General features: G+C 58.8%; 23 protein-coding genes. 9 read left to right on the top strand and 14 right to left on the bottom strand.

Annotated features, from left to right (window positions below; genetic code table 11):
• Window positions 1–75: 75 nt before the first annotated feature.
• Genes ACIPIZ_RS16510 through folE2 form a run of 6 tightly spaced genes read right to left on the bottom strand, consistent with a single transcriptional unit; the run spans window position 76 to window position 5,282 of the window.
• Window positions 76–1,407, bottom strand: a complete 1,332-nt coding sequence (locus ACIPIZ_RS16510) for a dihydroorotase (RefSeq protein ID WP_401166113.1) — start codon at window positions 1,405–1,407, stop codon at window positions 76–78.
• A gap of 3 nt (window positions 1,408–1,410) precedes the next feature.
• Complete coding sequence (locus tag ACIPIZ_RS16505) at window positions 1,411–1,971, bottom strand: DapH/DapD/GlmU-related protein (protein WP_105704718.1); 561 nt, start codon at window positions 1,969–1,971, stop codon at window positions 1,411–1,413.
• A complete protein-coding gene (locus tag ACIPIZ_RS16500; protein ID WP_064389644.1) occupies window positions 1,968–2,843 on the bottom strand; it encodes a metal ABC transporter substrate-binding protein in 876 nt (291 codons plus the stop codon). Before ACIPIZ_RS16500 ends, ACIPIZ_RS16505 begins: the two co-directional genes overlap by 4 nt.
• Window positions 2,844–2,854: 11 nt before the next feature.
• Window positions 2,855–3,721: a metal ABC transporter permease gene (locus ACIPIZ_RS16495; protein WP_064389643.1), complete on the bottom strand. Its 867-nt coding sequence runs from the start codon at window positions 3,719–3,721 to the stop codon at window positions 2,855–2,857.
• The gene (locus ACIPIZ_RS16490) at window positions 3,721–4,389 is read right to left on the bottom strand and encodes a metal ABC transporter ATP-binding protein (RefSeq protein WP_401166111.1); all 669 of its coding nucleotides are present in this window, start codon (window positions 4,387–4,389) and stop codon (window positions 3,721–3,723) included. The genes ACIPIZ_RS16495 and ACIPIZ_RS16490 overlap by 1 nt, the downstream gene beginning before the upstream one ends.
• A complete protein-coding gene (gene folE2 / locus ACIPIZ_RS16485; protein ID WP_401166109.1) occupies window positions 4,386–5,282 on the bottom strand; it encodes a GTP cyclohydrolase FolE2 in 897 nt (298 codons plus the stop codon). Before folE2 ends, ACIPIZ_RS16490 begins: the two co-directional genes overlap by 4 nt.
• An 84-nt stretch (window positions 5,283–5,366) precedes the next feature.
• On the opposite strand from folE2, the gene ACIPIZ_RS16480 reads away from it, so the two are divergent.
• Complete coding sequence (locus tag ACIPIZ_RS16480) at window positions 5,367–6,569, top strand: N-acetylmuramoyl-L-alanine amidase (protein WP_150647498.1); 1,203 nt, start codon at window positions 5,367–5,369, stop codon at window positions 6,567–6,569.
• Here the strand turns inward: ACIPIZ_RS16480 and ACIPIZ_RS16475 are convergent.
• The gene (locus ACIPIZ_RS16475; protein ID WP_122660281.1) at window positions 6,566–6,943 is read right to left on the bottom strand and encodes a glutamine synthetase; all 378 of its coding nucleotides are present in this window, start codon (window positions 6,941–6,943) and stop codon (window positions 6,566–6,568) included. The genes ACIPIZ_RS16480 and ACIPIZ_RS16475 overlap by 4 nt on opposite strands.
• 220 nt (window positions 6,944–7,163) lie before the next feature.
• Between ACIPIZ_RS16475 and zigA the strand changes: the two genes are divergently transcribed.
• Together zigA and ACIPIZ_RS16465 are read left to right on the top strand one after the other, a co-directional pair.
• Window positions 7,164–8,369 carry a zinc metallochaperone GTPase ZigA gene (zigA, locus tag ACIPIZ_RS16470; RefSeq protein ID WP_401166106.1) on the top strand — a complete coding sequence of 402 codons (1,206 nt, stop codon included), beginning with the start codon at window positions 7,164–7,166 and terminating at the stop codon, window positions 8,367–8,369.
• Window positions 8,369–9,013 (top strand): DUF1826 domain-containing protein, encoded by a 645-nt coding sequence (locus ACIPIZ_RS16465; RefSeq protein ID WP_401166104.1) that lies wholly within the window; start codon window positions 8,369–8,371, stop codon window positions 9,011–9,013. The genes zigA and ACIPIZ_RS16465 overlap by 1 nt, the downstream gene beginning before the upstream one ends.
• Window positions 9,014–9,017: 4 nt before the next feature.
• On the opposite strand, the gene ACIPIZ_RS16460 is transcribed toward ACIPIZ_RS16465, so the two are convergent.
• Window positions 9,018–9,374 (bottom strand): hypothetical protein, encoded by a 357-nt coding sequence (locus ACIPIZ_RS16460; RefSeq protein ID WP_064389636.1) that lies wholly within the window; start codon window positions 9,372–9,374, stop codon window positions 9,018–9,020.
• A 29-nt stretch (window positions 9,375–9,403) separates the two neighbouring features.
• On the opposite strand from ACIPIZ_RS16460, the gene ACIPIZ_RS16455 reads away from it, so the two are divergent.
• On the top strand, window positions 9,404–10,369 hold the full coding sequence (locus ACIPIZ_RS16455) for a CobW family GTP-binding protein (protein WP_401166102.1): 966 nt from the start codon (window positions 9,404–9,406) through the stop codon (window positions 10,367–10,369).
• Between the two features lie 34 nt (window positions 10,370–10,403).
• On the opposite strand, the gene ACIPIZ_RS16450 is transcribed toward ACIPIZ_RS16455, so the two are convergent.
• Window positions 10,404–10,817, bottom strand: coding sequence for a DUF3301 domain-containing protein (locus tag ACIPIZ_RS16450; protein ID WP_064389782.1), 414 nt, complete (start codon window positions 10,815–10,817; stop codon window positions 10,404–10,406).
• A 117-nt stretch (window positions 10,818–10,934) separates the two neighbouring features.
• Between ACIPIZ_RS16450 and pdxY the strand changes: the two genes are divergently transcribed.
• Entirely contained in the window at window positions 10,935–11,807 is an 873-nt protein-coding gene (gene pdxY, locus ACIPIZ_RS16445; protein ID WP_064389634.1) for a pyridoxal kinase PdxY, read from the top strand.
• Between the two features lie 104 nt (window positions 11,808–11,911).
• Here pdxY and ACIPIZ_RS16440 read toward each other — a convergent pair whose 3' ends face one another.
• Window positions 11,912–12,394 (bottom strand): acyl-CoA thioesterase, encoded by a 483-nt coding sequence (locus tag ACIPIZ_RS16440; protein WP_041073853.1) that lies wholly within the window; start codon window positions 12,392–12,394, stop codon window positions 11,912–11,914.
• Between the two features lie 279 nt (window positions 12,395–12,673).
• Between ACIPIZ_RS16440 and ACIPIZ_RS16435 the strand changes: the two genes are divergently transcribed.
• On the top strand, window positions 12,674–14,437 hold the full coding sequence (locus ACIPIZ_RS16435; RefSeq protein ID WP_064389633.1) for a cation:proton antiporter: 1,764 nt from the start codon (window positions 12,674–12,676) through the stop codon (window positions 14,435–14,437).
• 21 nt (window positions 14,438–14,458) lie between these two features.
• On the opposite strand, the gene ACIPIZ_RS16430 is transcribed toward ACIPIZ_RS16435, so the two are convergent.
• The 3 genes from ACIPIZ_RS16430 to uvrD form a co-directional block, all read right to left on the bottom strand.
• Window positions 14,459–14,866, bottom strand: a complete 408-nt coding sequence (locus tag ACIPIZ_RS16430; RefSeq protein ID WP_008078852.1) for an SMI1/KNR4 family protein — start codon at window positions 14,864–14,866, stop codon at window positions 14,459–14,461.
• Window positions 14,867–15,005: 139 nt separating this feature from the next.
• A complete protein-coding gene (locus tag ACIPIZ_RS16425; RefSeq protein WP_064389632.1) occupies window positions 15,006–15,881 on the bottom strand; it encodes a Tim44 domain-containing protein in 876 nt (291 codons plus the stop codon).
• A 297-nt stretch (window positions 15,882–16,178) separates the two neighbouring features.
• Entirely contained in the window at window positions 16,179–18,362 is a 2,184-nt protein-coding gene (gene uvrD, locus ACIPIZ_RS16420; protein WP_064389631.1) for a DNA helicase II, read from the bottom strand.
• A gap of 257 nt (window positions 18,363–18,619) precedes the next feature.
• On the opposite strand from uvrD, the gene ACIPIZ_RS16415 reads away from it, so the two are divergent.
• The 3 genes from ACIPIZ_RS16415 (at window position 18,620) to ACIPIZ_RS16405 (ending at window position 22,842) form a co-directional block, all read left to right on the top strand.
• Window positions 18,620–21,490: a putative bifunctional diguanylate cyclase/phosphodiesterase gene (locus ACIPIZ_RS16415; RefSeq protein ID WP_401166099.1), complete on the top strand. Its 2,871-nt coding sequence runs from the start codon at window positions 18,620–18,622 to the stop codon at window positions 21,488–21,490.
• Between the two features lie 127 nt (window positions 21,491–21,617).
• Window positions 21,618–22,484 carry a transcriptional regulator HexR gene (gene hexR, locus ACIPIZ_RS16410; protein WP_008078846.1) on the top strand — a complete coding sequence of 289 codons (867 nt, stop codon included), beginning with the start codon at window positions 21,618–21,620 and terminating at the stop codon, window positions 22,482–22,484.
• Window positions 22,485–22,638: 154 nt separating this feature from the next.
• Window positions 22,639–22,842: a PA3496 family putative envelope integrity protein gene (locus ACIPIZ_RS16405; protein WP_077575111.1), complete on the top strand. Its 204-nt coding sequence runs from the start codon at window positions 22,639–22,641 to the stop codon at window positions 22,840–22,842.
• Here ACIPIZ_RS16405 and ACIPIZ_RS16400 read toward each other — a convergent pair.
• Entirely contained in the window at window positions 22,784–23,746 is a 963-nt protein-coding gene (locus ACIPIZ_RS16400) for a LysR family transcriptional regulator (RefSeq protein ID WP_016984010.1), read from the bottom strand. The two genes, ACIPIZ_RS16405 and ACIPIZ_RS16400, sit on opposite strands and share 59 nt — an antisense overlap.
• Window positions 23,747–23,857 lie beyond the last annotated feature (111 nt).

The following is a 23,857-nucleotide window of genomic DNA, read 5'->3' as shown; positions in this document are numbered from 1 at the left end:
TTGATCTTGATGGTAAAAACAAGATCAAAAGATCGCAGCCTCGTTGCACTCGTCAGCTCCTACAGGGTTTTTGAATCAGCGCATAAATCTTAGCGCCAGCCCGCGACACCCCTCGTTCACCCGACCCTCCCGCCAGGCAATCTGCCCCGACACAATTGTCACACTCACCCGATGCCGAAAGCTGCGCCCGGCAAACGGCGTCCATCCGCACTGCGACAGAATCGGTTGCCGATCAACTTTCATTGTCTGCGGCTCGACCAACACCAGATCCGCCCAATACCCTTCGCGCAAATAACCCCGATCCGGAATTGCAAACAGATCCGCGACGCGATGGCTGGTCTTTGCCACCAGCGTCGTGATTGGCAGAACACCGTCTGCGACCAGCTCCATTAATGCCGGCAAAGCATGCTGCACCAGTGGCAACCCAGAAGGCGCCTGCGAATAAGGGCGCTGCTTTTCTTCCCGGGTATGCGGCGCGTGATCGCTGCCGATGACATCCAGCCGGTTGCTGTTCAATGCTTCACGCAGGGCATCGCGATCAGCTTGGCTCTTGATCGCCGGATTGCATTTGATCAGGTTGCCGAGGCTTGGATAGTCACGATCATCGAACAGCAAATGGTGCAGGCAGACTTCAGCGGTAATGCGTTTTTGCGCCAACGGTTTGTCCTCGAACAATGCCAATTCGCGCTCGGTGGTGAGGTGCAATACATGCAGGCGCGTGCCGTGACGTTTGGCGAGTTCCACCGCCAATGAAGAGGAGCGATAACACGCCTCGGCATTGCGGATCATCGGGTGAGCGGCGGGCGGGATACGCTCACCGAACAGCTCGCGCAGATTGGCGGCGTTGGCGTCGATGCTCGGTGTGTGTTCGCAGTGAGCCAACAGAATGGTCGGCACCCCGGCAAACAGTCGCTCAAGGATCTGCGGATCATCTACCAGCATGTTGCCGGTCGAGGCGCCCATGAACACTTTCACGCCGGCCACTTCGCACGGATTGAGTGCGGCTACCGTGTCGAGGTTGTCTCGACTTACGCCAAAGTGAAAGCCGTAATTGGCCACTGAGTTGATCGCCGCCCGGCGCTTTTTATCGGCCAATGCTTCGAGGGTGAGAGTGGCCGGGTTGGTGTTGGGCATGTCCATGAAACTGGTAATGCCGCCGGCAACTGCCGCGCGCGACTCGGTGTGAATGCTGCCCTTGGCCGGGGCACCCGGCTCACGAAAATGCACCTGGTCATCAATCATCCCCGGCAGCAGCCATTGGCCTTTCGCGTCGATTTCCACCGTGGCGTTTTCGCCTTCGATACTGCGCGCGATCTTGACGACGCGCCCGTTGCTGACCAATAGATCAGCGTCGAATTCGCACCCTTCGTTGATCAGCCTGGCGTTGCGAATCAGTACGCTGCTCATGGTTCAGAACTCGTTCTGCAAGGCTTTGTAGCCACGCACCAGATCGACATTGGTGCGCGCCACGTCTTCGGAAAACTCCGAGGCGCTGACGCTCACTGGCGGGAATTGCGAGAGGTCGGTGTTCGGGCCGATGCGGGTGGTGGAGGGCACGTAAAACGCGTCGGGCAAATCCCGGCCGTCGACCACCGAGTTGTGCCGCACTACACAGCCGTCACCGACCACGCAGTTGAACAACACGCTGTTGAAACCGATGAACACGCGATCGCCGACCACGCACGGGCCATGCACGATCGAGCGGTGCGCGATGGATGTGAATTCGCCGATGGTGACTGCCGCGCCGGATTTGGAGTGAATCACCACGCCGTCCTGGATGTTCGAATTGGCGCCAATGGTGATCGGCTCCATTTCACCCGTGGCGTCCACTTCGTCTGCGCGAATGACTGCGTAGGGGCCGACGAAGACGTTCTCGCCAATCACCACTTTGCCGCAGATGATTGCGGTTTTATCGACGTAGGCCGACTCGGCAATTTGCGGTAAATCGCCTGAAGGATTCTTGCGGATCATGGTCGGCTCAGCGCGTCGTATAGGGTGTCGAGGTTGTATTCGAACAGGCCAGTGAAAGTACTGGCCGGACCATTCGTGGCGAGGGCATCCGAGTACAGCGTACCGCCGATGTGTGCTCCGCTTTCATCGGCAATCTGTTTGAGCAGACGCGCATCCTTGATGTTTTCCATGAACACCGCTTTGACCTTGGCCTGGCGAATCTGCGTGATCAGCGCAGCGACTTCGGCGGCCGAGGGTTCGCGCTCGGTGGACAAACCTTGGGGCGCCATGAAGTCAATGCCATAGGCCTGACCGAGGTAACCAAACGCATCATGGCTGGTGACGATCTTGCGGTTGCCCGGTGGCAACGAACCGAGTTTGGTTTTGGCTTCGGCGAGCAAGGCGTAGATCTGCTTCAGATAGGCTTTGCTGTTACGTTCGTAGTCGGCCTTGTTCGCCGGGTCGGCAGCGGTCAGTGCCTTGGTGATGTTGGCGACGTACAACTCGGCATTCGCCAGGTTGTGCCAGGCGTGCGGGTCGGGAACGGTTTCGCCGTCCTCATCCAGTGATCGGGGAATCACGCCATGGCTGGCACTGATGACGGTGGCTTTGGTCTCGGTGCTGGTCACCAGTCGATCCAGCCAGGGCTCGAAACCGAGACCGTTCTTGATGATCAATTTTGCGCCAAGCAACGCTTTGGCATCGTCCGGTGTCGGCTCGTAGGTGTGAGCGTCAGCGTCCGGGCCGACCATGTTGGTGATCTGAATATGCTCACCGCCGACTTGATGCACCATGTCGGCGAGGATGCTGAAGCTGGTCACCACCGGTAATTTTTCCGCCGCCGACAATGACATCGACAGCATCAAGCTGAACAACACGAGTAGAGCGCGCATCGGGAAACACCTCATTGGGATGTGAGCAAAGGCGGGCGGCGTAACAAACCGTGAACCGGCCCGAACACCACCGACAGCAGATAACCCACGCCCGCGACCAGCACGATGGCCGGACCGCTTGGCAGCGAGTAATAGAACGACAGCAGCAAGCCGAACCAGACCGAGAGAGAACCGATGACCGTGGAAATAGCGATCAGCATCGGCAGACGACGGCTCCAGAATCGCGAAGCGGCAGCGGGGAGCATCATCAGTCCAACTACCATCAGCGCGCCGATGGCCTGGAAACCGATCACCAGATTGAGCACCACCAAAGTCAGGAATACGCCGTGGGCAATTGGGCCGAGGCGGCTGACGGTTCGCAGGAACAGCGGGTCGAGAGTGTCCAGTAACAGTGGTTTGTAGATCAGCGTCATGGCGATCAGACTGAATCCCGAAACCCACAACATGCCGGTGAGCGTCGGGCCGTCGACGGCCAATGCCGAGCCAAATAGCAGATGGAGAAGGTCGAGGCGTTTGCCGGCGATACCCAGAATCAGCACGCCGCTGGCGAGGGAGATCGGGTAGATCGCAGCGAGGCTGGCGTCTTCGCGCAGACCGGTGCGGCGGGTAATCCAGGCAGCAAGACCAGCCATGCTCAGGCCGGCGCCGAGACCGCCGAATGTCAGTGCGGGGAGACTCAGACCAGCAAACCAGAATCCCAATGCGGCGCCCGGGAGGATGCCGTGGGCCACTGCGTCTCCAATCAGGCTCATCCGCCGCAGGATCAAAAACACACCCAATGGCGCCGTGCTGCAGGCCAATACTAAACCACCCAGCAGGGCGCGGCGCATGAACACGAACTCGTTGAACGGTTGCCATAAGTGGACGGCGGCGAGCATCAGGCGACCTTTGTGTGTGAGGTTTGCTGGATCAATTCAACGCTGGCGCCGTACACGCATTCGCGGTTTTTGATCAGCAAGGTTTGTGGAATGTGTTGGCGCACGGCAGCGAGGTCGTGGCAGACGACGACGAGTGTTCGGCCTTCGTTGTGCCAGGCGTGGAGGTGTTGCCAGAGCAGTTGCTGGCCAAGTTCGTCGAGGGCGGCGTGGGGTTCGTCGAGAAGCAGGACGGGGGCGTCGGTCAGACTCAAGCGAGCGAGCAGGGCGCGTTGTAACTCGCCGCCTGAGATGGCCATGAGTGGGCGTCGTTCGAGACCGCTCAGGTGCCAATTATCCAGTGCGTCTTTGAGGCGTTGTGCGCGCAGTTGGGTTGAGAGTCGGCGTCCCCAGAAACCGGCAGCGATCAACTCTTCAAGGCTGATGGGGAATTGGCGGTCGAGATGCTGTTGCTGGGGGAGGAATGACAATCCGCTTTGGCGCGGAACACTCAGACTGACTCTGCCCGCCAAAGGTTTTTGCAGCCCTGCAATGACTTTCAAAAGACTGCTCTTGCCGCAGCCGTTCGCGCCGATGATGGCCGTGAGGCTGCCGCTTTCTAACTCAAGATTCAGGGTGGCAGTGAGCGGTTGGCCCGGGGCGCCCCAGCTCAGGGATTGGCAGCGGATCATGCTTGCTCACGCTGCCAATGGCTTTCGGCGACGGCGTCGTGGGCGTGCAGACTTTCGGCGTGGATCACTCGCAGGTGGAATTGATTAACTCCGGGTGTGCGGCGAAGTGCGAGATTTAACCGGCGGGCGGCATCTTCGCAGAACATCAGGTTTTGCCCGTTGACGAGGGCGAAGGCTTGCTCATCCGCACGTTTCACGGCGGTTTGAACGGCGGTGCCGAGTGCCGCTTCGGCGTCATTGATGATTACGCTCAGTGGTAATTCGTCGACGAACTCGTCGAGGTGTAGATGCAGCTCAGCGGTGCTGCGTTGGCTGTGAGGCGTAGCGACGATGCCTTGAGTGGAGCCGAGCCAAGCGAGAACGGCCGCATGTTGAAGGTCTTTATTGGCGAAGTCGTCGATGAATTGTTGCTGGATCAACTGTCGCGCCAAGGCAGCGGAGCAGGGGCAAGTTGAGGAATAGGGCACTTCGATTTTGAGTTCCACGTGGAACATCTTGTTTTTCAGGCTGGCCGAAATGGTCGCGGGGTAGGACTTCCAACCCGCCAATGGACTGATCAATGCAGGTCTCTTGAGCAGCAGATCGGTGTGAATATTCAGATAGGCACAGTTGGATAGATCTTCATGGCTGTCCAGAAAACGCTTGAGGACCTGGTGCAGTAGAGCAGGGGAAAGGCTCTGTTGTTCAAGCGCTTCCAATGCCAGATAAAGTCGCGACATATGAATGCCCCGTGCCTCACCGTTATCAAGACTAACCCCCGCATCAGCCTTGGCAGTCAAACGTTGGCCTTCCAACAAAACAGGCAATGCAATGCCATGCATGCCCACCCATTCGAGTGGTAGGGCTTGGCGAGCGGACTGCGTGGCGATATCCGGGAGTGTCAGCGAATTCATGTTCAGGACCATCGTGTTAATTGAATTGGATGTTACATTATAACAATTCAAACCACGATGCCTTTTTCATGAACGGGCTTTCATATGCACAGACGTCATTTGCTCAACCTGATTCTGGCCAGCGCGGCTTTTGCTCTTCCCTTCAGTGCTTGCGCCACGCAAATTCGCAGCGCACGACTTTGGCGCTCAGATAAAAAGCTACGACTGGTCTTCGATTTGACTGGGCCCGTGCACTACAAAATCTTCACCCTCAGTGCTCCAGAGCGGCTGATCATTGATGTGTCAGGTGCAAGCTTGAACGGTGATTTCAGTCACTTGGCGCTTAATGGCACAGTCATTCGTTCAATTCGATCCGGGCCCTTTGGTCAAGGAGATACGCGGATTGTGCTCGATCTGAGCAATCCGGTACTGCCGAACAGCTTCCTTTTGGCGCCGCAGGATGGCCAAAGTCATCGTTTGGTTCTGGATCTGGTCAACGAAAAATCATCAACGACTGCGCCAATGGTTCCACGTGAAACACCCACAATCGGCATTCATCCGAAGCGCGACATCATCGTTGTCGTCGACCCAGGGCATGGAGGAAAGGATCCTGGCGCAGTCGGCGCCAAGGGCGAACGAGAAAAGGATGTGGTGCTCGCCATCGCTCAGCTTCTCGCCAAGCGCCTGAAAAAAGAGAAAGGATTCGATGTGAAACTGGTGCGCAATGACGACTTTTTTGTCCCTCTGCGCAAGCGTGTGGAGATTGCCCGTCAGCACAAGGCGGACATGTTCATCTCGGTGCATGCCGACGCGGCGCCACGGCTGACAGCTTCGGGAGCCTCGGTGTATTGCCTGTCTGAAGGTGGCGCGACATCGGCCACGGCGCGTTTTATGGCTCAACGAGAAAACGGCGCGGATCTGCTCGGTGCTACCAGTCTGCTCAATCTCAAGGATAAGGATCCGATGCTTGCCGGGGTGATCCTCGATATGTCGATGAGCGCGACAATTGCTGCGAGTTTGCAGCTTGGTAACACGGTATTGGGAAGTCTGGCTGGCATCACCACCCTGCACCAGAAACGCGTGGAACAAGCTGGATTTGCAGTGTTGAAGTCGCCAGACGTACCGTCGATTCTGGTGGAAACCGGCTTCATTTCCAACGTGCGCGACAGTCAGCGACTAGTTACTGCTCGACATCAACAAGCCGTGGCAAACGGCTTATTCGAAGGTCTGCAGCGGTATTTCGAAAAAAATCCACCGATCGACAGCTATCTGGCTTGGCAGCAGGAGCAGCAGATGGCGCGGGTCTAGCATCCGGTCAGGCGACTACAAGTGAACTTCGCGCTGCTGCCGCCCGAGCTCGAAAAGCGGTTGATGGTTGTCCAGCCGACGCGTCGGGTATAGCCAACCCAGGCTTCACCGTCCGAAGCGATGCCCGTGAAAAACGTCAGTTGACCGAAACGGCTGTTGGTTTGCGCCCAATAACGCTGACCATTCTTTTCAAATCCACGCAGGTAAAGGGTGGTGCCGACGGTGTTGACGCTGTATGCATTGCCATCGGCATCCACACACGCGAGCAGGTTGGCGCTGCGGGTGCAGGTCGCGAGTGGCGGTAGCTGCGCCCATGCATTGCCGAACATCAACATGCCGAGGCCCAGCAGGGAGCATTTCAGCGCAGTTTTCATCACGATTTCCGAGGTGGAGTTGGCTCAGCCTCCTGCGGTTTGTCGCTCAGGACAAGGGAAGGGCTGGTTTATTTATACTGTTATACTATAACATAAAACTTAACCAAGCCTGAGCGGGCCGATTTTCAGCGTTTTCCTTCAGCGAAGCCTCGTGAGAAGCGCATAAACGCCAAGCGCTAGTAAAAGCGCCAATCGGCTGCCTTTCCAAGAGGATTATCCAATGTCAGCCGAATTGCCTGTGACCGTACTTTCAGGATTTTTGGGCGCCGGAAAAAGTACACTTTTGAATTACGTACTACGTAATCGCCAAGGTCTTCGTGTAGCGGTCATCGTTAATGATATGAGTGAGATCAACATCGATAGCCGCGAAGTTCAGCGCGATGTCAGCTTGAACCGCGCAGACGAAAAAATCGTCGAGATGAGCAACGGCTGTATCTGCTGTACGTTACGTGAGGACTTACTCGAAGAAGTCAGCAAACTCGCCCGTGAAGGTCGTTTCGACTATTTGCTCATCGAATCCACCGGGATTTCCGAACCGCTGCCCGTTGCAGAAACCTTTACCTTCCGCGATGAACACGGCCAAAGCCTCTCTGACATCGCACGTCTCGACACCATGGTTACTGTAGTCGACGGTGTGAACTTCCTGCCGGACTACCAGGCGGCGGAAAGCCTCGCCTCCCGAGGCGAGATGCTTGGCGAGGAAGACGAGCGCTCCATCACCGACCTGTTGATCGAACAGATCGAGTTCGCCGACGTGCTGTTGATCAGCAAGATCGACCTGATCAGCCAGCCCGAGCGTGAAGAGTTGATCGCCATCCTCAAACGCCTCAACGCTCAAGCCGAAATCATTCCGATGGTAATGGGCGAGGTGCCGCTGGAGAAGATCCTCAATACCGGTCGTTTCAACTTCGAGAAAGCCGCGCAAGCACCGGGCTGGCTGCAGGAGTTGCGCGGTGAGCACGTACCGGAAACCGACGAATACGGCATCGCCTCGACGGCCTACCGTGCGCGCCGCCCGTTTCATCCGCAACGTTTCTTCAACTTCATCGATCGCCCATGGCTGAACGGCAAGCTGCTGCGCTCCAAAGGTTTCTTCTGGCTCGCGAGCAAGCCCACAGATGCCGGTAGCTGGTCGCAGGCCGGCGGCTTGATGCGCCACGGTTTTGCAGGGCGCTGGTGGCGTTTCGTGCCGAAGAACCAGTGGCCTCAGGATCAGGAAAGCACTGCTGCGATCATGGAAAACTGGACGCCGAGCGTAGGAGACTGCCGCCAGGAGCTGATTTTCATCGGGCAAAACATCGATTTCCTACAGCTCTCCGACGAACTGGATGACTGCCTGCTCACCGATGAAGAAATGGCGCTCGGCGTAGAGGGTTGGCGATTGCTGGTGGATCCGTTCGGCCCTTGGCATGAAGAGGCTGCCTGATGCTAGCCCTCAAACTGCTGCAAAACCGCACGCGTTATCAGCACCAAGGGCCGACGCCAAAGACGTTGACGCGAATTCTGGACGACGACACCAACCTTGCCGTGTGGCAGCGGCAACTGCCGTTGCACATCAGCGAATTCGCTCAGTTATTGCTGTCGCTCAACGAACCCTTGGCGGAATCGTTATGCCTGGAGTTGGTGAGCGAGGACGCCGAACCGGACCTGACCGGGTTGGCTTCAGGCTTCCGTGATCTGGAAGGCTATGAAGGCTTTATTGCCGACCTGAAATGGCTGGTCAGCGCCTTTGCCTGTTTGCTGGGAGCCAAGCGGATCGGCCTGCGCCTGCGGGTGCTCGATAAAGCCATGTGTCCGCGTTTCCATGTCGATCACGTGCCCGTTCGGCTGATCACCACGTACGCCGGCGTCGGCAGCCAATGGCTCAAGGAAGGCGTGATGGATCGCCAGCAACTGGGGCAGGCCAACGCTGAGCCCCACGCGCAAATTCAGCAACTCGGCAGTGGCGATGTCGCGCTGTTGAAAGGCGAAAAATGGCACGGAAATGAGGGTTTCGGTCTGATCCACCGTTCGCCACAACCGGCCGCGGGCCAACGTCGTTTGATACTGACCCTCGACTGGCTTGGCTAGCGTCTCAAGGCTTGAGCCACGAACCCTGACTCTGGCCTTCACAATACGGCTGCAAATACGCCGCATCGGTGGCGACGCCGTAGTAGTGGATGTCCTGGCGATAAGGCATATTGGCGACTTGCGCGTTGCTGCACACGCCAAACGCACCGCTGGGGCACTTATCGACGTATTGCACCTCGACTTTCTGCCCGGCCAGCGTTGGCTGGCAGAAGCCGTCGTTGAACAGTTTCTGCGGAATATTGCGGTTCTGCTGACAGACTTTGACGTCGAGCCGCTCGCCCTGACTGTGCACCACGCAAGCCTGTGCCCACGCTTCACTCGACAGCAGCGTCAACAGCAACGACCATCCCATCCAACGCATCTTCGAATCTCCCAAGAAAGCTCCCGGCCATGTTGCAGAACATTCCTACCCATGTCATTGCTGGCCCTTTGGGCGCCGGCAAGACCAGCCTGATTCGCCAGCTCATGGCCCAGCGGCCAGAAGGTGAGCGCTGGGCGGTGCTGATCAATGAATTCGGCCAGATCGGCCTCGACGCCGCGCTGCTGACCAGTGACGCCGATGGTATCGCACTGGGCGAAGTGGCCGGGGGCTGCTTGTGTTGCGTCAATGGCGCGCCGTTTCAGATCGGCCTTGGGCGTTTGCTGCGCAAGGCGAGACCCGATCGGCTGTTCATCGAACCGTCCGGACTGGGGCATCCGGCGCAATTGCTCAAACAGTTGAATGAGGCGCCATGGCTGGGTGTACTGGCAGTGCAGCCGTGTGTGCTGGTGCTGGATGCTCAGGCGCTTCAGGCGGGGAAAGCGCTGCCGGCAGCACAGCGGGAAGCGTTGGAAGGCGCAGGCCTGTTGCTGTTGAACAAGGCTGAAAACCTGGATGACACGGCCCGGGCAAGAATCGCCAGCCTGTTGCCGGCAGTCCCGCTGATCTGGACGCAACAGGCACAGCTATCGCTCAGCGAACTGCCGGGCCTCGCCGCAAAAGCGGTCAGCGGTGTGGATAACCTGGCCGTGCCCAGGGGCTTAGGACAAATGCCCGCTGTCTGGAGCGATCCGACGTTGCCGATCTGCCTGAGTCAGGTGCAGGAGGGTGGCTGGAGCATTGGTTGGCGTTGGCATCCGGAGCAGATATTCGACAAGCAATGCATTGCTGACTGGCTGACCAGCCTCAATTGGCAGCGGGCGAAACTGGTTATCCACAGCGCGAAGGGCTGGGTGTCTGCGAATGCCCTGGATAATGCCGAGTTGAGTTGGCAGGCGAGCGAATGGCGAAAGGATTCGCGGATTGAGCTTATCTTCGTCGATCCGCAAAACATCGATGAGCTGCAGCCGGGTTTGTCGGGGTGTCGGGAAAGTTAGAGCAAAAGATCGCAGCCTGCGATCTTTTGATCCTTCAAGGCTTCCACTTGGTATGTTCCTGCCGCCACTGACTCAGCTCAATGACTTCGGCGCGCGGCTTGTGCACTTCAACCACCGGCGGCGTATCGTCAAACGGAGCCGGGTAGGGCGCCAGTTCGATCTGCGCACTGTGCGCGCCAAACTGGGTGATGGTGCCGTTATGTCGGGTTTCGCCGGTCACGGTGAATTCGAAGTTGTACACCCGCGCCAGTCGCCGGCGGCCATTGGCGTCCTTGATGAAACCGATCTTCTTCAGTGCAACGTTGCCGTCGAGCAACTCCACGCGCACATTCAGACAATGCTGTTTGACCCGCTCCAGCGCCCGCTCGCGCAAGCCGTGGTTGTGCCATAGCCACGCGCCGGCAGCGGCGAACAGCATCAGCACAAAGATGTTTTCGAGGGTCAGCATCAACATCAAACTCCAAAAGATAACGTCAGCTTAACTGCGTCGCCGGTCTGTCGTACAGGCTGCGTTTCGTCGCATACTGCGCGGCTTGAATTTCAATCGTTTTACGGAATGCCCCGAATGAAACGTACGCCTCATCTGCTCGCCATTCAGTCCCACGTCGTGTTCGGCCACGCCGGCAACAGCGCGGCGGTTTTTCCGATGCAGCGGGTCGGGGTCAATGTCTGGCCGCTCAATACCGTGCAGTTTTCCAACCACACCCAATACGGCCAGTGGGCTGGCGAAGTTCTGGCACCGCAGCAGATTCCCGAACTGGTCGAAGGCATCGCGGCAATTGGCGAGCTGGGCAACTGCGATGCGGTGCTGTCCGGTTACCTCGGCAGCGCGGCGCAGGGCCGGGCGATTCTCAGTGGCGTGCAGCGCATCAAGTCGGTCAATCCCAAAGCACTTTATCTGTGCGATCCGGTGATGGGCCACCCGGAGAAAGGCTGCAGCGTACCGACCGAAGTCAGTGATTTCCTGCTGGAAGAAGCGGCGGCCGTGGCGGACATCATGTGCCCGAACCAGTTGGAGCTGGACAGCTTCTCCGGGCGCAAACCGCAGTCGCTGTTCGATTGCCTGGCGATGGCGCGGGCGCTGCTGGCGCGTGGGCCGAAAGCGGTGCTGGTCAAGCATCTGGATTACCCGGGCAAACCGGCAGATGGTTTCGAGATGTTGTTGGTAACGGCTGAAGGCAGCTGGCATCTGCGCCGTCCGCTGCTGGCTTTTCCGCGTCAGCCGGTGGGTGTAGGCGATCTGACCTCGGGCCTGTTTCTGGCGCGGGTGCTGCTGGGCGACAGTCTGGTGGCGGCGTTCGAATTCACGGCGGCGGCGGTGCACGAGGTGTTGCTGGAGACTCAGGCGTGTGCCAGTTATGAGCTGCAGCTGGTGCGAGCGCAGGATCGGATTGCGCATCCGCGGGTGAAGTTCGAAGCTACTGCAATCAGTTTGTAATACCGCGTTGAATCCAATCGCGAGCAGGCTCACTCCTACAGGGAAACGCATTCCAATGTAGGAGTGAGCCTGCTCGCGATTGCGATTTCTTAACGCTACAAATCTCAGGCGTCGCCCTTGATCTCCTGATACCGCTTCTCCAGCTCCTGACGAATCTGCCGACGCTGCTGCGCCTGCATATAACGACGCTTGTCTTCGCTGTTCTGCGGTTGCAGCGGCGGTACGGGGGCCGGCTTGCGCTGGTCATCCACCGCGACCATGGTGAAGAAGCAGCTGTTGGTGTGGCGCACCGAGCGCTCACGGATGTTCTCGGTCACCACTTTGATGCCGACTTCCATCGACGTGTTGCCGGTGTAGTTGACCGAAGCGAGGAAGGTCACCAGTTCGCCGACATGAATCGGCTCGCGGAAAATCACCTGATCCACCGACAGGGTCACCACATAGCGGCCGGCGTAACGGCTCGCACAGGCGTAGGCCACTTCGTCGAGGTATTTGAGCAGGGTGCCGCCGTGGACATTGCCAGAGAAGTTGGCCATGTCGGGGGTCATCAGTACCGTCATCGACAGCTGGGCGTTTCCGGGTTCCATAACGTTCTCACGGATCAAGGCTGATTTCTGGAAGCACCTCTACGGGTGCCTGGTCGCTTTTCGAAAGCACCGTTATCGGGACGCCGGGCGACTGGCCGCCGTCACGCCGGAATCGATCTGTTTCCATATATTGCACCGCCTTCCAGGCGGAAGTCGCGGTGTTAACCTGCAAAAGCCCCTCTCAAGGGCAATTCCCACACGAAAAGCGGATTTTTACTTCGCTCGCTCAGACTTTTCTGACGTCTGACTGCGAGCCTCGTCATTCAAGGAGCCCACGCCATGCATGCCATCAGTTTTATTCAGGATCTGGCAGTGATCATGTTGGTCGCGGGTGTGGTGACCGTGTTGTTCCACCGCTTCAAACAGCCGGTGGTGCTTGGCTATATCGTCGCCGGTTTCATTATCGGTCCGCACACGCCGCCGTTCGGCCTGATCCACGACGAAGAAACCATCAAGACCCTCGCCGAGTTGGGGGTGATTTTCCTGATGTTCTGTCTTGGGCTTGAGTTCAGCCTGCGCAAGCTGTTCAAGGTCGGCGCGACGGCGTTTATCGCGGCGTTCCTCGAGATCGTCCTGATGATCTGGATCGGCTACGAAATCGGGCGCTGGTTCGACTGGAACACCATGGACTCGCTGTTCCTCGGCGCGATTCTGGCGATTTCCTCGACCACCATCATCGTCAAGGCACTCAATGATTTGAAGATGAAGAACGAGCGCTTCGCGCAGTTGATCTTCGGTGTGTTGATCGTTGAAGACATCCTCGGCATCGGCATCATCGCGCTGCTCTCAAGCATCGCCGTCAGCGGTACGGTCAGCTCCGGCGAGGTGTTCTCCACGGTCGGCAAGCTGTCTCTGTTCATGATCGTTGCGTTGGTCATCGGCATCCTGCTGGTGCCGCGTCTGCTGGCTTACGTGGCCAAATTCGAAAGCAACGAGATGCTGCTGATCACTGTGCTGGGCCTGTGTTTCGGCTTCTGCCTGCTGGTGGTCAAGCTTGAATACAGCATGGTGCTCGGCGCGTTCCTGATCGGTGCAATCATGGCCGAGTCGCGGCAACTGCTGAAGATCGAACGTCTGATCGAGCCGGTTCGCGACTTGTTCAGCGCGATCTTCTTCGTTGCTATCGGCCTGATGCTCGACCCGATGATTCTGCTCGAATACGCGTGGCCGATCGCGGTGATCACCGTCGCCGTGGTACTCGGCAAGATGTTGTCCTGCGGCCTTGGGGCGTTTATCGCCGGCAATGACGGACGTACCTCACTGCGCGTCGGGATGGGACTGTCTCAGATTGGCGAATTTTCCTTCATCATCGCCGCGCTGGGCATGACTTTGCAGGTCACCAGTAACTTCCTTTATCCCGTGGCCGTGGCGGTTTCGGTAATTACCACGCTGCTGACGCCGTACCTGATCCGTGCGGCGGATCCGCTGTCGATCAAGCTGTCGGCGGCAGTGCCCAAGCCTCTCGGTCGAGTCCTCGGCATGTACGGCGAATGGCTGCGCAGCATCCAGCCGCAAGGTGAGGGCGCGATGCTGGCGTCGATTATCCGCAAGATCCTGCTGCAGGTCGGGGTGAATCTGGCGCTGGTGATTGCGATCTTCTTCGCCGGGGCGTATTTCGCCGAGCGCATTTCACTGTGGCTGCAGGACTGGATCAGCGATCCGAGCTGGCAGAAGGCGTTGATCTGGGGCGGAGCGTTGCTGCTGTCGTTGCCGTTTTTGATAGCGGCATATCGCAAGCTCAAGGCGCTGTCGATGCTTCTGGCAGAGATGGGCGTAAAGCCGGAGATGGCGGGGCGGCACACGCAGCGAGTGCGCCGGGTGATCTCCGAAGTGATCCCGATTCTCTCGCTGCTGGTGATTTTCCTGCTGTTGGCAGCCCTGTCGGCCAGTATCTTGCCGACCAACAAGTTGCTGATGCTGATCGCCGTGGTGGCGGCCGCCGTGGCGGCGCTGCTCTGGCGCTGGTTCATCCGCGTGCACACGCGGATGCAGGTGGCGCTGCTGGAAACCCTCGACAACCACAAGGAGTCGTCGGGGCATTGACCCGCCGGGGCGTTTGGCCGATCAGCTTTCCAGCCAGACGTCCCGCGCCCAGTGCCATACCGATTCCCAGGATTCTTCGGTGATCAGCTCTTCTTCGCCGGACCACAGCACCACGGTGCCGTCTTCTTCGACGCAGTAGTAGTTTTCACCGTCCTGGCAGATCGGGATCAGGTCACGCGGTACGCCGATGTCCCACGCATTGGCCGCAACGTCCGGCAGATAGGTGTGCGATTGCGGGTCGGTGACGGTCACCGGCTCCAGGCTGCCGTACACCACGTCGCTGACAGTCAGCAAAAACTCTTTGAAGACGAAGGGAATGTTGATGAAGAGTTCTTCTTCGACTTCCACCAATTGGTCTTCGTCAGGCAGTTCCAAAGGAACCGGCACGGGTTCGTTGGCTTCACGCAGTTGTTCGATGATTTCTTCCACGTCCGGGATCCTCTTGCTTGAATGGCGCGGTTTATATGGGCCGGTTTATACAGTAGCTCGCTATAGATGCAACCGCGAAATAGAAAACCCCAGCCGAAGCTGGGGTTTTTTATGACAGCAAGTAAAGCGTGCGAGGGGATCAGCCGTTCTGGCGGATACCGGCGACCAGCCAAGGCTGGTTCTCGCCCTGCGGACGTTCCATGTTCCAGCTTTCGCTGAACACTTCGCCCTGGTCGAAGCGCGAAGACTTCGACACACCGTTGAAGGTCAGGGTGGCGATGGTCTTGTCGGCACGGTCATCCACGCCATCCAGTTGCACCTGGAGGTTGTCGATGTAGGTCGACTGGAACGCGTCGCCCAGATCCGCACGTTCACGCTTGAGGAACTCGAGCATTTGCGGGGTCACGAACTCGGCGATCTTGTCCATTTCGTTGGCGTCCCAGTGCTGCTGCAGCGACTGGAAGTGGCTACGCGCAGCTTCAAGGAAGCTCTGCTCGTTGAACCAGGCCGGCGCGTTGATCACCGGACGAGCGGCAGCAGGCGCAGCCGAACCACCGAAGATCGAACCCATGGCAGCAGGCTTCTGCTCGAACACTTCACGCTGCATCGGCGCGCCGGCCGGAGCGAACTGCTCCTGCTGCTTGCGTCGACGTGCGGCAATGAAACGGAAGATCACGAACGCGATCACAGCCATGATCAGGATGTCGAAGATCTGCATGCCCTGGAAGCCGCCACCCATGAACATGGATGCGAGCAGGCCACCCGCAGCGATACCGGCCAGAGGGCCGAGCCATTTCGAAGCACCGCCGGCCTTGGCTGCAGCGCCTGCGGCACCGGCAGCACCCGCGGTTGCAGCGGCGCCGCCCACGCCTGGAGAAGAAGGAGCCATCTGGCTGGTCTGGTGCGTCGGCGCAGCGCCGGCGCTTTTGCCACCACCAAAGCGCTTGGCGTTGGCGTCGAGGCTCATCGTCAGGCCGATGCACAACGCCATGGCGATGCTAAGAAAACGTTTCATAAAGGGAATTCCCGTTTGTGGAGACACGCGCGCCATGTTGCACAGCTGAAGTGTTACTGGCTAGCGAGAGAGTGTTTCGGGCTTTTGCCTGACAGGTTGCGTTCAGCTTCGCGAGGCAATCAGCCTATGTACTTTTGTCTGTAGGAAAAGGGGATTGGTTCAGCGGGATTATTGGCTCAGAGCACCGAACCCTGTGGGAGCGAGCCTGCTCGCGAAAGCCCCATCGCGGTCTGGCAGATCAACCGCGGTGACTTCATTCGCGAGCAGGCTCGCTCCCACAGAAAAGCTGAATCGGCTTTAGATCGCTTCCAGCTTGGCGTAGCCGAGCATCAGCCACTTGCTGCCTTCGCTGAAGTTCACCTGCACCCGCGCCTGCGCACCGGCACCCTCGAAGTTGAGGATCACGCCATCACCAAAGATCGAATGGCGTACCGCCTGACCAAGACTGAAACCCGTTTCCGGAATTTCGCTGCCGCTGAACAGGTTGCTGCCGCTCATCGACTGGTTACCGCCGAACGGACGGCTGACGCTGTTCGACAAACGCACTTCCTGAATCAGGCCTTTCGGCACCTCGCGTACGAAACGCGAGACCTTGTTGTAGGTTTCGCTGCCATAAAGGCGACGGGTTTCCGCATAGGTCATCACCAGATTCTGCATCGCCCGGGTGATGCCGACGTAAGCCAGACGGCGTTCTTCCTCAAGACGCCCCGGTTCTTCCAGGCTCATCTTGTGCGGGAACAGGCCTTCTTCCATGCCCACAAGGAACACGTAAGGGAATTCCAGGCCTTTGGCGCTGTGCAGGGTCATCAGCTGAATGCTGTCTTCGTGCTCGTCGGCCTGAGTGTCACCAGCCTCCAGCGAAGCGTGGCCGAGGAACGCCGCCAGTGGCGTCAGCTCTTCGTCTTCTTCGGTGTTCTCGAAGTTGCGCGCGGCGCTGACCAGTTCCTCAAGGTTTTCCACCCGGGCCTGGCCTTTCTCGCCTTTTTCCGCTTCATGGTAGGCAATGAGGCCCGACTGCTCGATGACGGTTTGCGTCATCAAATGCAGCGGCATTTCCATGCACTTGGCGGCGAGGTTTTCGATCAGTTCGATAAACGCACCCAACGCACCGGCCGCGCGACCGGTCAGGCCTTTGTTGGCGACCAGTTGGCGCATCGCTTCCCACATCGACACATCGCTGTGGCGGGCGTGATCGCGGATCGCTTCGACAGTTTTCTCGCCGATGCCACGGGCCGGCACGTTGATCACCCGTTCCAGCGCTGCATCGTTGCCGCGACCTTCGAGCAAACGCAGGTAGGCCATGGCGTTCTTGATTTCCGCACGCTCGAAGAAGCGCTGACCACCATAGATTCGATACGGAATACGCTCACGCAGCAACGCTTCTTCCAGAACGCGTGATTGGGCGTTGGATCGGTACAGGATCGCGATATCGCTGCGCGCCAAGCCGGTTTTCAGCGCGCTTTCGATGGTTTCGACAACGTAGCGTGCTTCGTCGTGTTCGTTGAACGCGGCGTACAGATTGATTGCTTCGCCGTCGCCGCCGTCGGTCCACAGCTCTTTACCGAGGCGGCCGGTGTTGTTGGCAATCAGGGCGTTGGCAGCCTTGAGGATGCCAGCGGTGGAGCGGTAATTCTGCTCCAGACGAATGGTCACCGAATCGGCGAAGTCGGAAGAATACTGATGAATGTTTTCGATCTTCGCGCCACGCCAGCCGTAAATCGACTGGTCGTCGTCGCCCACCACCATCAGACTGTCGCCGCCCTTGCCGAGCAGGCGCAACCAGGCGTACTGCACGGCGTTGGTGTCCTGGAACTCATCCACCAGAATATGGCGGAAGCGCTTCTGGTAGTGCGCCAACAGGCCCGGATGGTCGCGCCACAAGTCGAGGGCGCGCAGCAGCAGTTCGGAGAAATCGATCACGCCGGCACGCAGACACGCTGCCTCGTAGGCTTCGTAAATGCCGCGCATGGTCGCCAGGTACAAATCACCGCTGGCTTGAATGTGTTGTGGACGCAGGCCTTCGTCTTTCTGGCCGTTGATGAACCACTGTGCCTGACGGGCTGGCCAGCGTTGCTCGTCCAGGCCCAGTTCGCGGATCACCCGCTTGACCAGCCGTTGCTGGTCGTCGCTGTCGAGAATCTGGAAAGTCTGGCTCAGGCCCGCTTCCTGCCAGTGTGCCCGCAACAAGCGGTGCGCGAGGCCGTGGAAGGTGCCGACCCACATGCCGGCCGGGTTGATACCCAGCAACTGCTCGATGCGGTGACGCATCTCGGCAGCGGCCTTGTTGGTGAAGGTCACCGACAGGATGGAGTGGGGCGAGGCGTTTTCGACCTGGATCAACCAGGCGATACGGTGCACCAGCACTCGGGTTTTACCGGAGCCAGCACCGGCCAGGACCAACTGACGGCCAACGGGGGCCGCTACGGCCTGGCGTTGGGCATCGTTGAGGGAGTTCAGCAGAAGGGAGAGATCATCGCGCATCGGGGCATTCTAGGGTGCGCCGCAGGCCCGGGCAAACCGAGCTTTGCATTAGCCGATGAAACTCCTGTCGATGACGACCGGTCGGTCACTGCCTACAGGCATCGGCCCGCCGAGCTCCAAGGGTTTCGCAGGTGGTAAAGGGCGGAAAAGTTTCGCTGAAATTATGATCAGGAGCAGTTTGGCAACGGGATCGGCTTGTGTATGCTCCGTCCACGTTTCGGGCGCACGCCCTCCTTATAAGAACAAGAACGTTGCCCATGACCCTCAGCGCCGAACTGTCGGGCCCCTCTGTGGAACCCCGGGTTATCCGCAAGCACTATGCCGTCGAAATCGCGGTCGAGCGCACGCGCCTGCTGTATCAAGGCTCGTTGTTGCCCACTCTGTTCATGTTGATCAATGGTCTGGTCTGCGCCGCTTTGCTCTGGAGCCCGCAGCGCTACTTCGTGGTCAGCGTCTGGCTGGTGTGGTTGCTGTCGCTGGTGGCGTTGCGGGTGATTCAGGTGGCGGCATTCGACTCGGCAATCCCTGACCGGCAGGCACAACCGATCTGGCGGCGGATGTTTCTGCTGGGTTCGACCATGACCGGCCTGACCCTGGCCGGTGCCGGCATCGCCTTGGTGCCGGCCGACAACTTCATCCAACAGGCTTGGGTGTTCGGCCTGATTGGCGCCGCAACCCTGTCGGCCAGCGTTGCCTACGCGGTGAGCCTGCCAGCGTTTCTCTCCTTTACCTTGCCCTGTCTGTTGCCGGCGATCGGCTACCTGTTCTGGGGTGGCGACGAACAGGCACGCGGTTGGGGCTGGCTCGGCTTGATCCTGCTCGGCTCGCTGAGCGTGGTCGCATGGCAGGTCAATCGGCTGATCGATCGCGGTTTACTGCGACGTTTCCAGAACCAGCACCTGATCGAACACTTGCAGCAGACCCAGTCACGCAGCGAGCAACTCAACCAGGAACTCGCCAGGGAAATCGAACATCGACGCTGTGCCGAGGGCAAGCTGCGTGAAGCTCAGGTAGAGCTCGAAGACCGCGTCGCCCAGCGCAGCCGTGAACTGGACGCAGCCAATCAGGCCCTGAGTAAAAGCGAAGCGCGGCTGGCGCTGGCGTTGAAGGCCAGTGAGTTGGGGCTGTGGGACTGGAACCTGCAAACCGACGAAGTCCACCACACGCAGATTCAGGAACTGTTCGGCCTCGCTCCGGAATACGTCACGGCGCTGTTGCGCGACCTCAAGCCACGTCTGCATCCGGACGATGTGCCGACGCTGAAATACGCGCTGATAGAACATTTGAAAGGGCGTACCGAGGACTATCAGATCGAATACCGTGTGCGTCACAGCGATGGCCATTGGGTGTGGATCGAAGACCGTGGCCGTGCGGTTGAGCGCAGCGACAGCGGTCGAGTGATCCGCATGGTTGGTACCCGGCGCGACATCAGCGCCAACAAAAGCCTGGAAGAACAGCAGCGCCTGGCGGCGACGGTGTTCGAGGCGGCCAGCGAAGGCATCGTGATCCTCGATCCGAACTATGCGCTGATCGCGATCAACCAGGCCTTCAGTCGTGTCACCGGTTATGACATCGAAGACATGCTCGGGCGCAACGTCGTCGAATTGCCGTGCAGTCGCGATGCCCGCCGCCATTACGTGGCAATCCGTCATGCCTTGGAGCAGCACGGCAGTTGGCAGGGCGAGTTGGTGGAAACGCGCAAGAACGGCGAACTGTATCCGCAATTGCTGCAGTTGAACGCGGTGCGTGATGGTCGGGGAAATGTCAGTCATATCGTTGGCTTCTTCGCCGATCTGTCGGCACGACGCGAATCCGAAGAGCGCATGCGCTATCTGACCCATTACGACGAACTCACCGGTCTGGCCAACCGCTCACTGTTCCGCGAACGCTTGCATGAAGCGCATCAGCGTTCGCGTCAGGGCCGCCGCAGTCTGGCGCTGCTGCACATCAATCTGGATCGCTTCAAACTGCTCAACGACAGCCTCGGCCATGAGATTGCCGACCAGTTGCTGCAGAAAATGGCGCGACGGCTGGTCAACGCTTTACCGGAAGCCGACACCATTGCCCGGCTGTCTGGTGATGAGTTCGCAGTGTTGTTTGATGCTTACGGCAACCTGTCGAGTCTGGCCCGGGTCGCCACGCGGTTGTCGAGCAAGTTGCGCCTGCCACTGACGGTCGAAGGGCATGAGTTGGTGGTCAGCGCCTCAATGGGCATCAGCATGCTGCCGGACAATGCCCGAGAAATTTCCGCGCTGGTCAGCCAGTCGAACATGGCCATGCAACACGCCAAACACTTGGGCGGTAACAACTTCCAGTTTTACACCGACAGCTTGCAGGCCAGCACCCTTGAGCGCTTGCAGCTGGAAAATCAGTTGCGCAAAGCCATCGAGGAAAAGCAGCTGAAGGTGTTCTATCAGCCCAAGCTGTGTCTGGAATCGGGACGGCTGAATGCCGCCGAAGCGCTGGTGCGTTGGGATCATCCGACCATGGGCCGAGTACCACCGGGAGATTTCATCGGGCTGGCCGAGGAAACCGGACTGATCGGGCCGATCGGCGAGTTTGTCCTGCGCCAGGCGTGTTGGCAGGCGTGCGAATGGCAACGTCAGGGGCTTGCGCCGATCCGCGTTTCGGTGAATCTGTCGGTGCATCAGCTGCGTCAGGGCAAACTGGTCAGTCTGGTGCGCCAGGTGTTGGAGGAAACCGGGCTGGCGCCGCACTACCTCGAGCTGGAACTGACCGAAAGCCAGTTGCTCGACAGCGTTGAACACATCATCGCCACGTTCCAGCAACTGCGTGATCTGGGGGTGAAACTGGCGATCGACGACTTCGGCACCGGTTATTCGTCGCTGAGTTACCTCAAGCGCATTCCGGTGGATTACGTGAAGATCGATCAGGCGTTCATTCGTGGATTGGGCGAGGGCAGCGAGGATGCGGCGATTACCCGGGCGATCATCGCCATGGCCCATGGCTTGTCGCTGAAGGTGGTGGCGGAAGGTGTCGAGCGCCAGGATCAGCTGGAGTTTTTACGCGTCGAGCGTTGCGATGAAGTACAAGGCTATCTGATCAGCCATCCGGTGGAGGCTGCCGCGCTGGCCGGGCTTTTGCGCGAGCAGGAAAAACCGTTTTAAGGGCTACATGCAGCTCATCGCGCCTGATATGGGGACATGGAGTTACGCATTGAGCAGGCAAAAAGCCAATTCATGTAGTATAACTACAAGCGTGCTACATCCTTGCCCATAAGAAGAGTCCAGCCCCTTGAATCTGCTGCAACACATTGCCCAGTCACGTCACCTGTTACGCAAGTCGGAGCTCAAGGTCGCCGACCACGTGCTGCTTGACCCTGCGGCGGTGATGCACAGTTCCATGGCCGACCTGGCCCACAGCGTCGGCATCAGTGAGCCGACCATTGTGCGCTTCTGTCGCGCCATCGGTTGCTCCGGCTTCCAGGATCTGAAACTCAAACTGGCGCAAAGCCTGGCCGCCGGTGCCAGCTTCGGCCAGTTCGCGATCCACGAAGACGATTCGGTCGCCGATTACAGCCTGAAGATTTTCGACACCACGTTGCACACCTTGATGGAGGTTCGCGAGAAGCTCGATCCGATTGAGTTGCAGCGCGCGGTGACGCTGATGTCGCAGGCGCAGCGGGTCGAGTTCTACGGCTTTGGTGCTTCCGGCGCAGTAGCGGCGGATGCGCAGCACAAGTTTTTCCGATTGCTGCTGACCGCAGCGGCGTATTCCGATCCGCACATGCAGGCGATGTCGGCGGTGACGCTGAAGCCGACCGATGTGGCGATTTGTATTTCGCAGTCCGGGCGTTCCAAGGATTTGCTGATCACCGCCAACCTTGTTCGTGAGAGCGGTGCGTCGCTGATCACCCTGTGCCCGAGCCAGACGCCGTTGGCCGAATTGTCGACCGTCAATCTGGCGATCGATGTGCATGAAGACACCGAAATCTATACGCCGCTGACTTCGCGTATCGCCCACCTGGTGGTGATCGATGTGCTGGCGATGGGCGTGGCCATGGCGCGCGGGCCGAGCCTGGTCAATCACCTCAAGAGCGTCAAGCGCAGTCTGCGCAGCCTGCGCTTGTCGCCAAAAGCCGCCAAAGCCCTGGATGATTAAGATCAAAAGATCGCAGCCTTCGGCAGCTCCTACACGGATCAATGTAGGAGCTGCCGGAGGCTGCGATCTTTTGCTTTTTTGACGGCAGCTTTCATCAAACCGTCATCCCTCCCGCCTATCGTGAAACTCCCGTAATCGCCTTGGGAGACTCGAAATGGCTCAGCCTTACGAAGAACGCAACAGCGCCGCGAAAACCCGTCGTCAGCAGGAAGACCAGCGCCGCATGGAATTTCGCCGCGCTATCGAAGATCGCTTCGAGCTGCGCCAGCTTCAAGCTGAAATCGGCGACTTTCCCGACATCACTCACTGGCAGGCAGCACCCGCAGCTTCCCGTCGAAGCGCTCAACCAGCGCGCTGATCTGCACGCGTTCGCTGCGGATGAACGCCAGGAAGGCGTGCGCCACCGGTGACAAGCGTTTGGCTTTCGCTTGCACCAGGCACCAGCTACGCAGCAGCGGCAGTTCCTCGACCGGCAACTCGACGAGTCCGCCGGTCGCCAGCTCCAGGTTCAGGGCGTGGCGCGTCAATAGCGCCAAGCCCAGACCCGCCTGCACGCATTCGCGCTGTGCTTCGGCCGAGGCGACTTCCTGAGTCTGAGTGAAGTGCACGCGCTTCTCTTTGAAATACTCTTCGCAGGCCAGGCGTGTGCCCGAGCCGGGTTCGCGGATCAGCAGCGTGTAAGGCTCAAGATCCTGCAAGCGCAGCGGGCCCATGTGCGCCAACGGGTGATCCGGGCGCGCCACGGCAACAATCGGATTGTTGAGAAACGGCAGGAATTCCAGGCCCATGTCCTGGGGCACCATCGACATGATTACCAAGTCATCGCGGTTATCGGAAAGTCGGCGGATCACTTGGCCACGGTTGACCACGGTCAGTTGCAGATTCACTTCCGGATGCTGGCGTTTGAACGCGGCGAACAGGTGCGGGACGAAATATTTGGCGCTGGACTCCACCGCCAGTTTCAGCTGACCTTGCAGCGATCCCTGCATGTCCGAGAGCTGCATATCGAGGTTTTCCAGGCGCCCGAAAATGTCCCGGCTTGCGCGCTGAAGTGCTTCAGCGGCTTCGGTCATGTAGAGTTTTTTGCCGACATAATCGAATAATGGCTGGCCGATCAGCTCTTCCAGCTGACGAATCTGCAGGCTCACGGCAGGTTGCGTGAGGGACATTTCCTCGGCTGCGCGGCTGTAAGAGCGTAAATCACACACTTCATTGAAGATCTGCAATTGACGCAATGTCATACGCATCAAGGACTTACGCATTTTTTATCGGCTCTGACGGCTGGCGAATGTTTCAACTATAAGTCTTTACTTATGCATGACCCAATTTTTATTCATTTTTGTTAATCCCTCATGAGCGCTAGTGTGGACCTG

The sequence above is a fragment of the Pseudomonas sp. NPDC087690 genome (assembly GCF_044743175.1).
In the GTDB taxonomy this organism is placed as follows: Bacteria; Pseudomonadota; Gammaproteobacteria; order Pseudomonadales; family Pseudomonadaceae; genus Aquipseudomonas.
The sequence above is the reverse complement of the archived record's forward strand: the minus strand, read 5'-3'. Positions and strand labels throughout refer to the sequence as shown.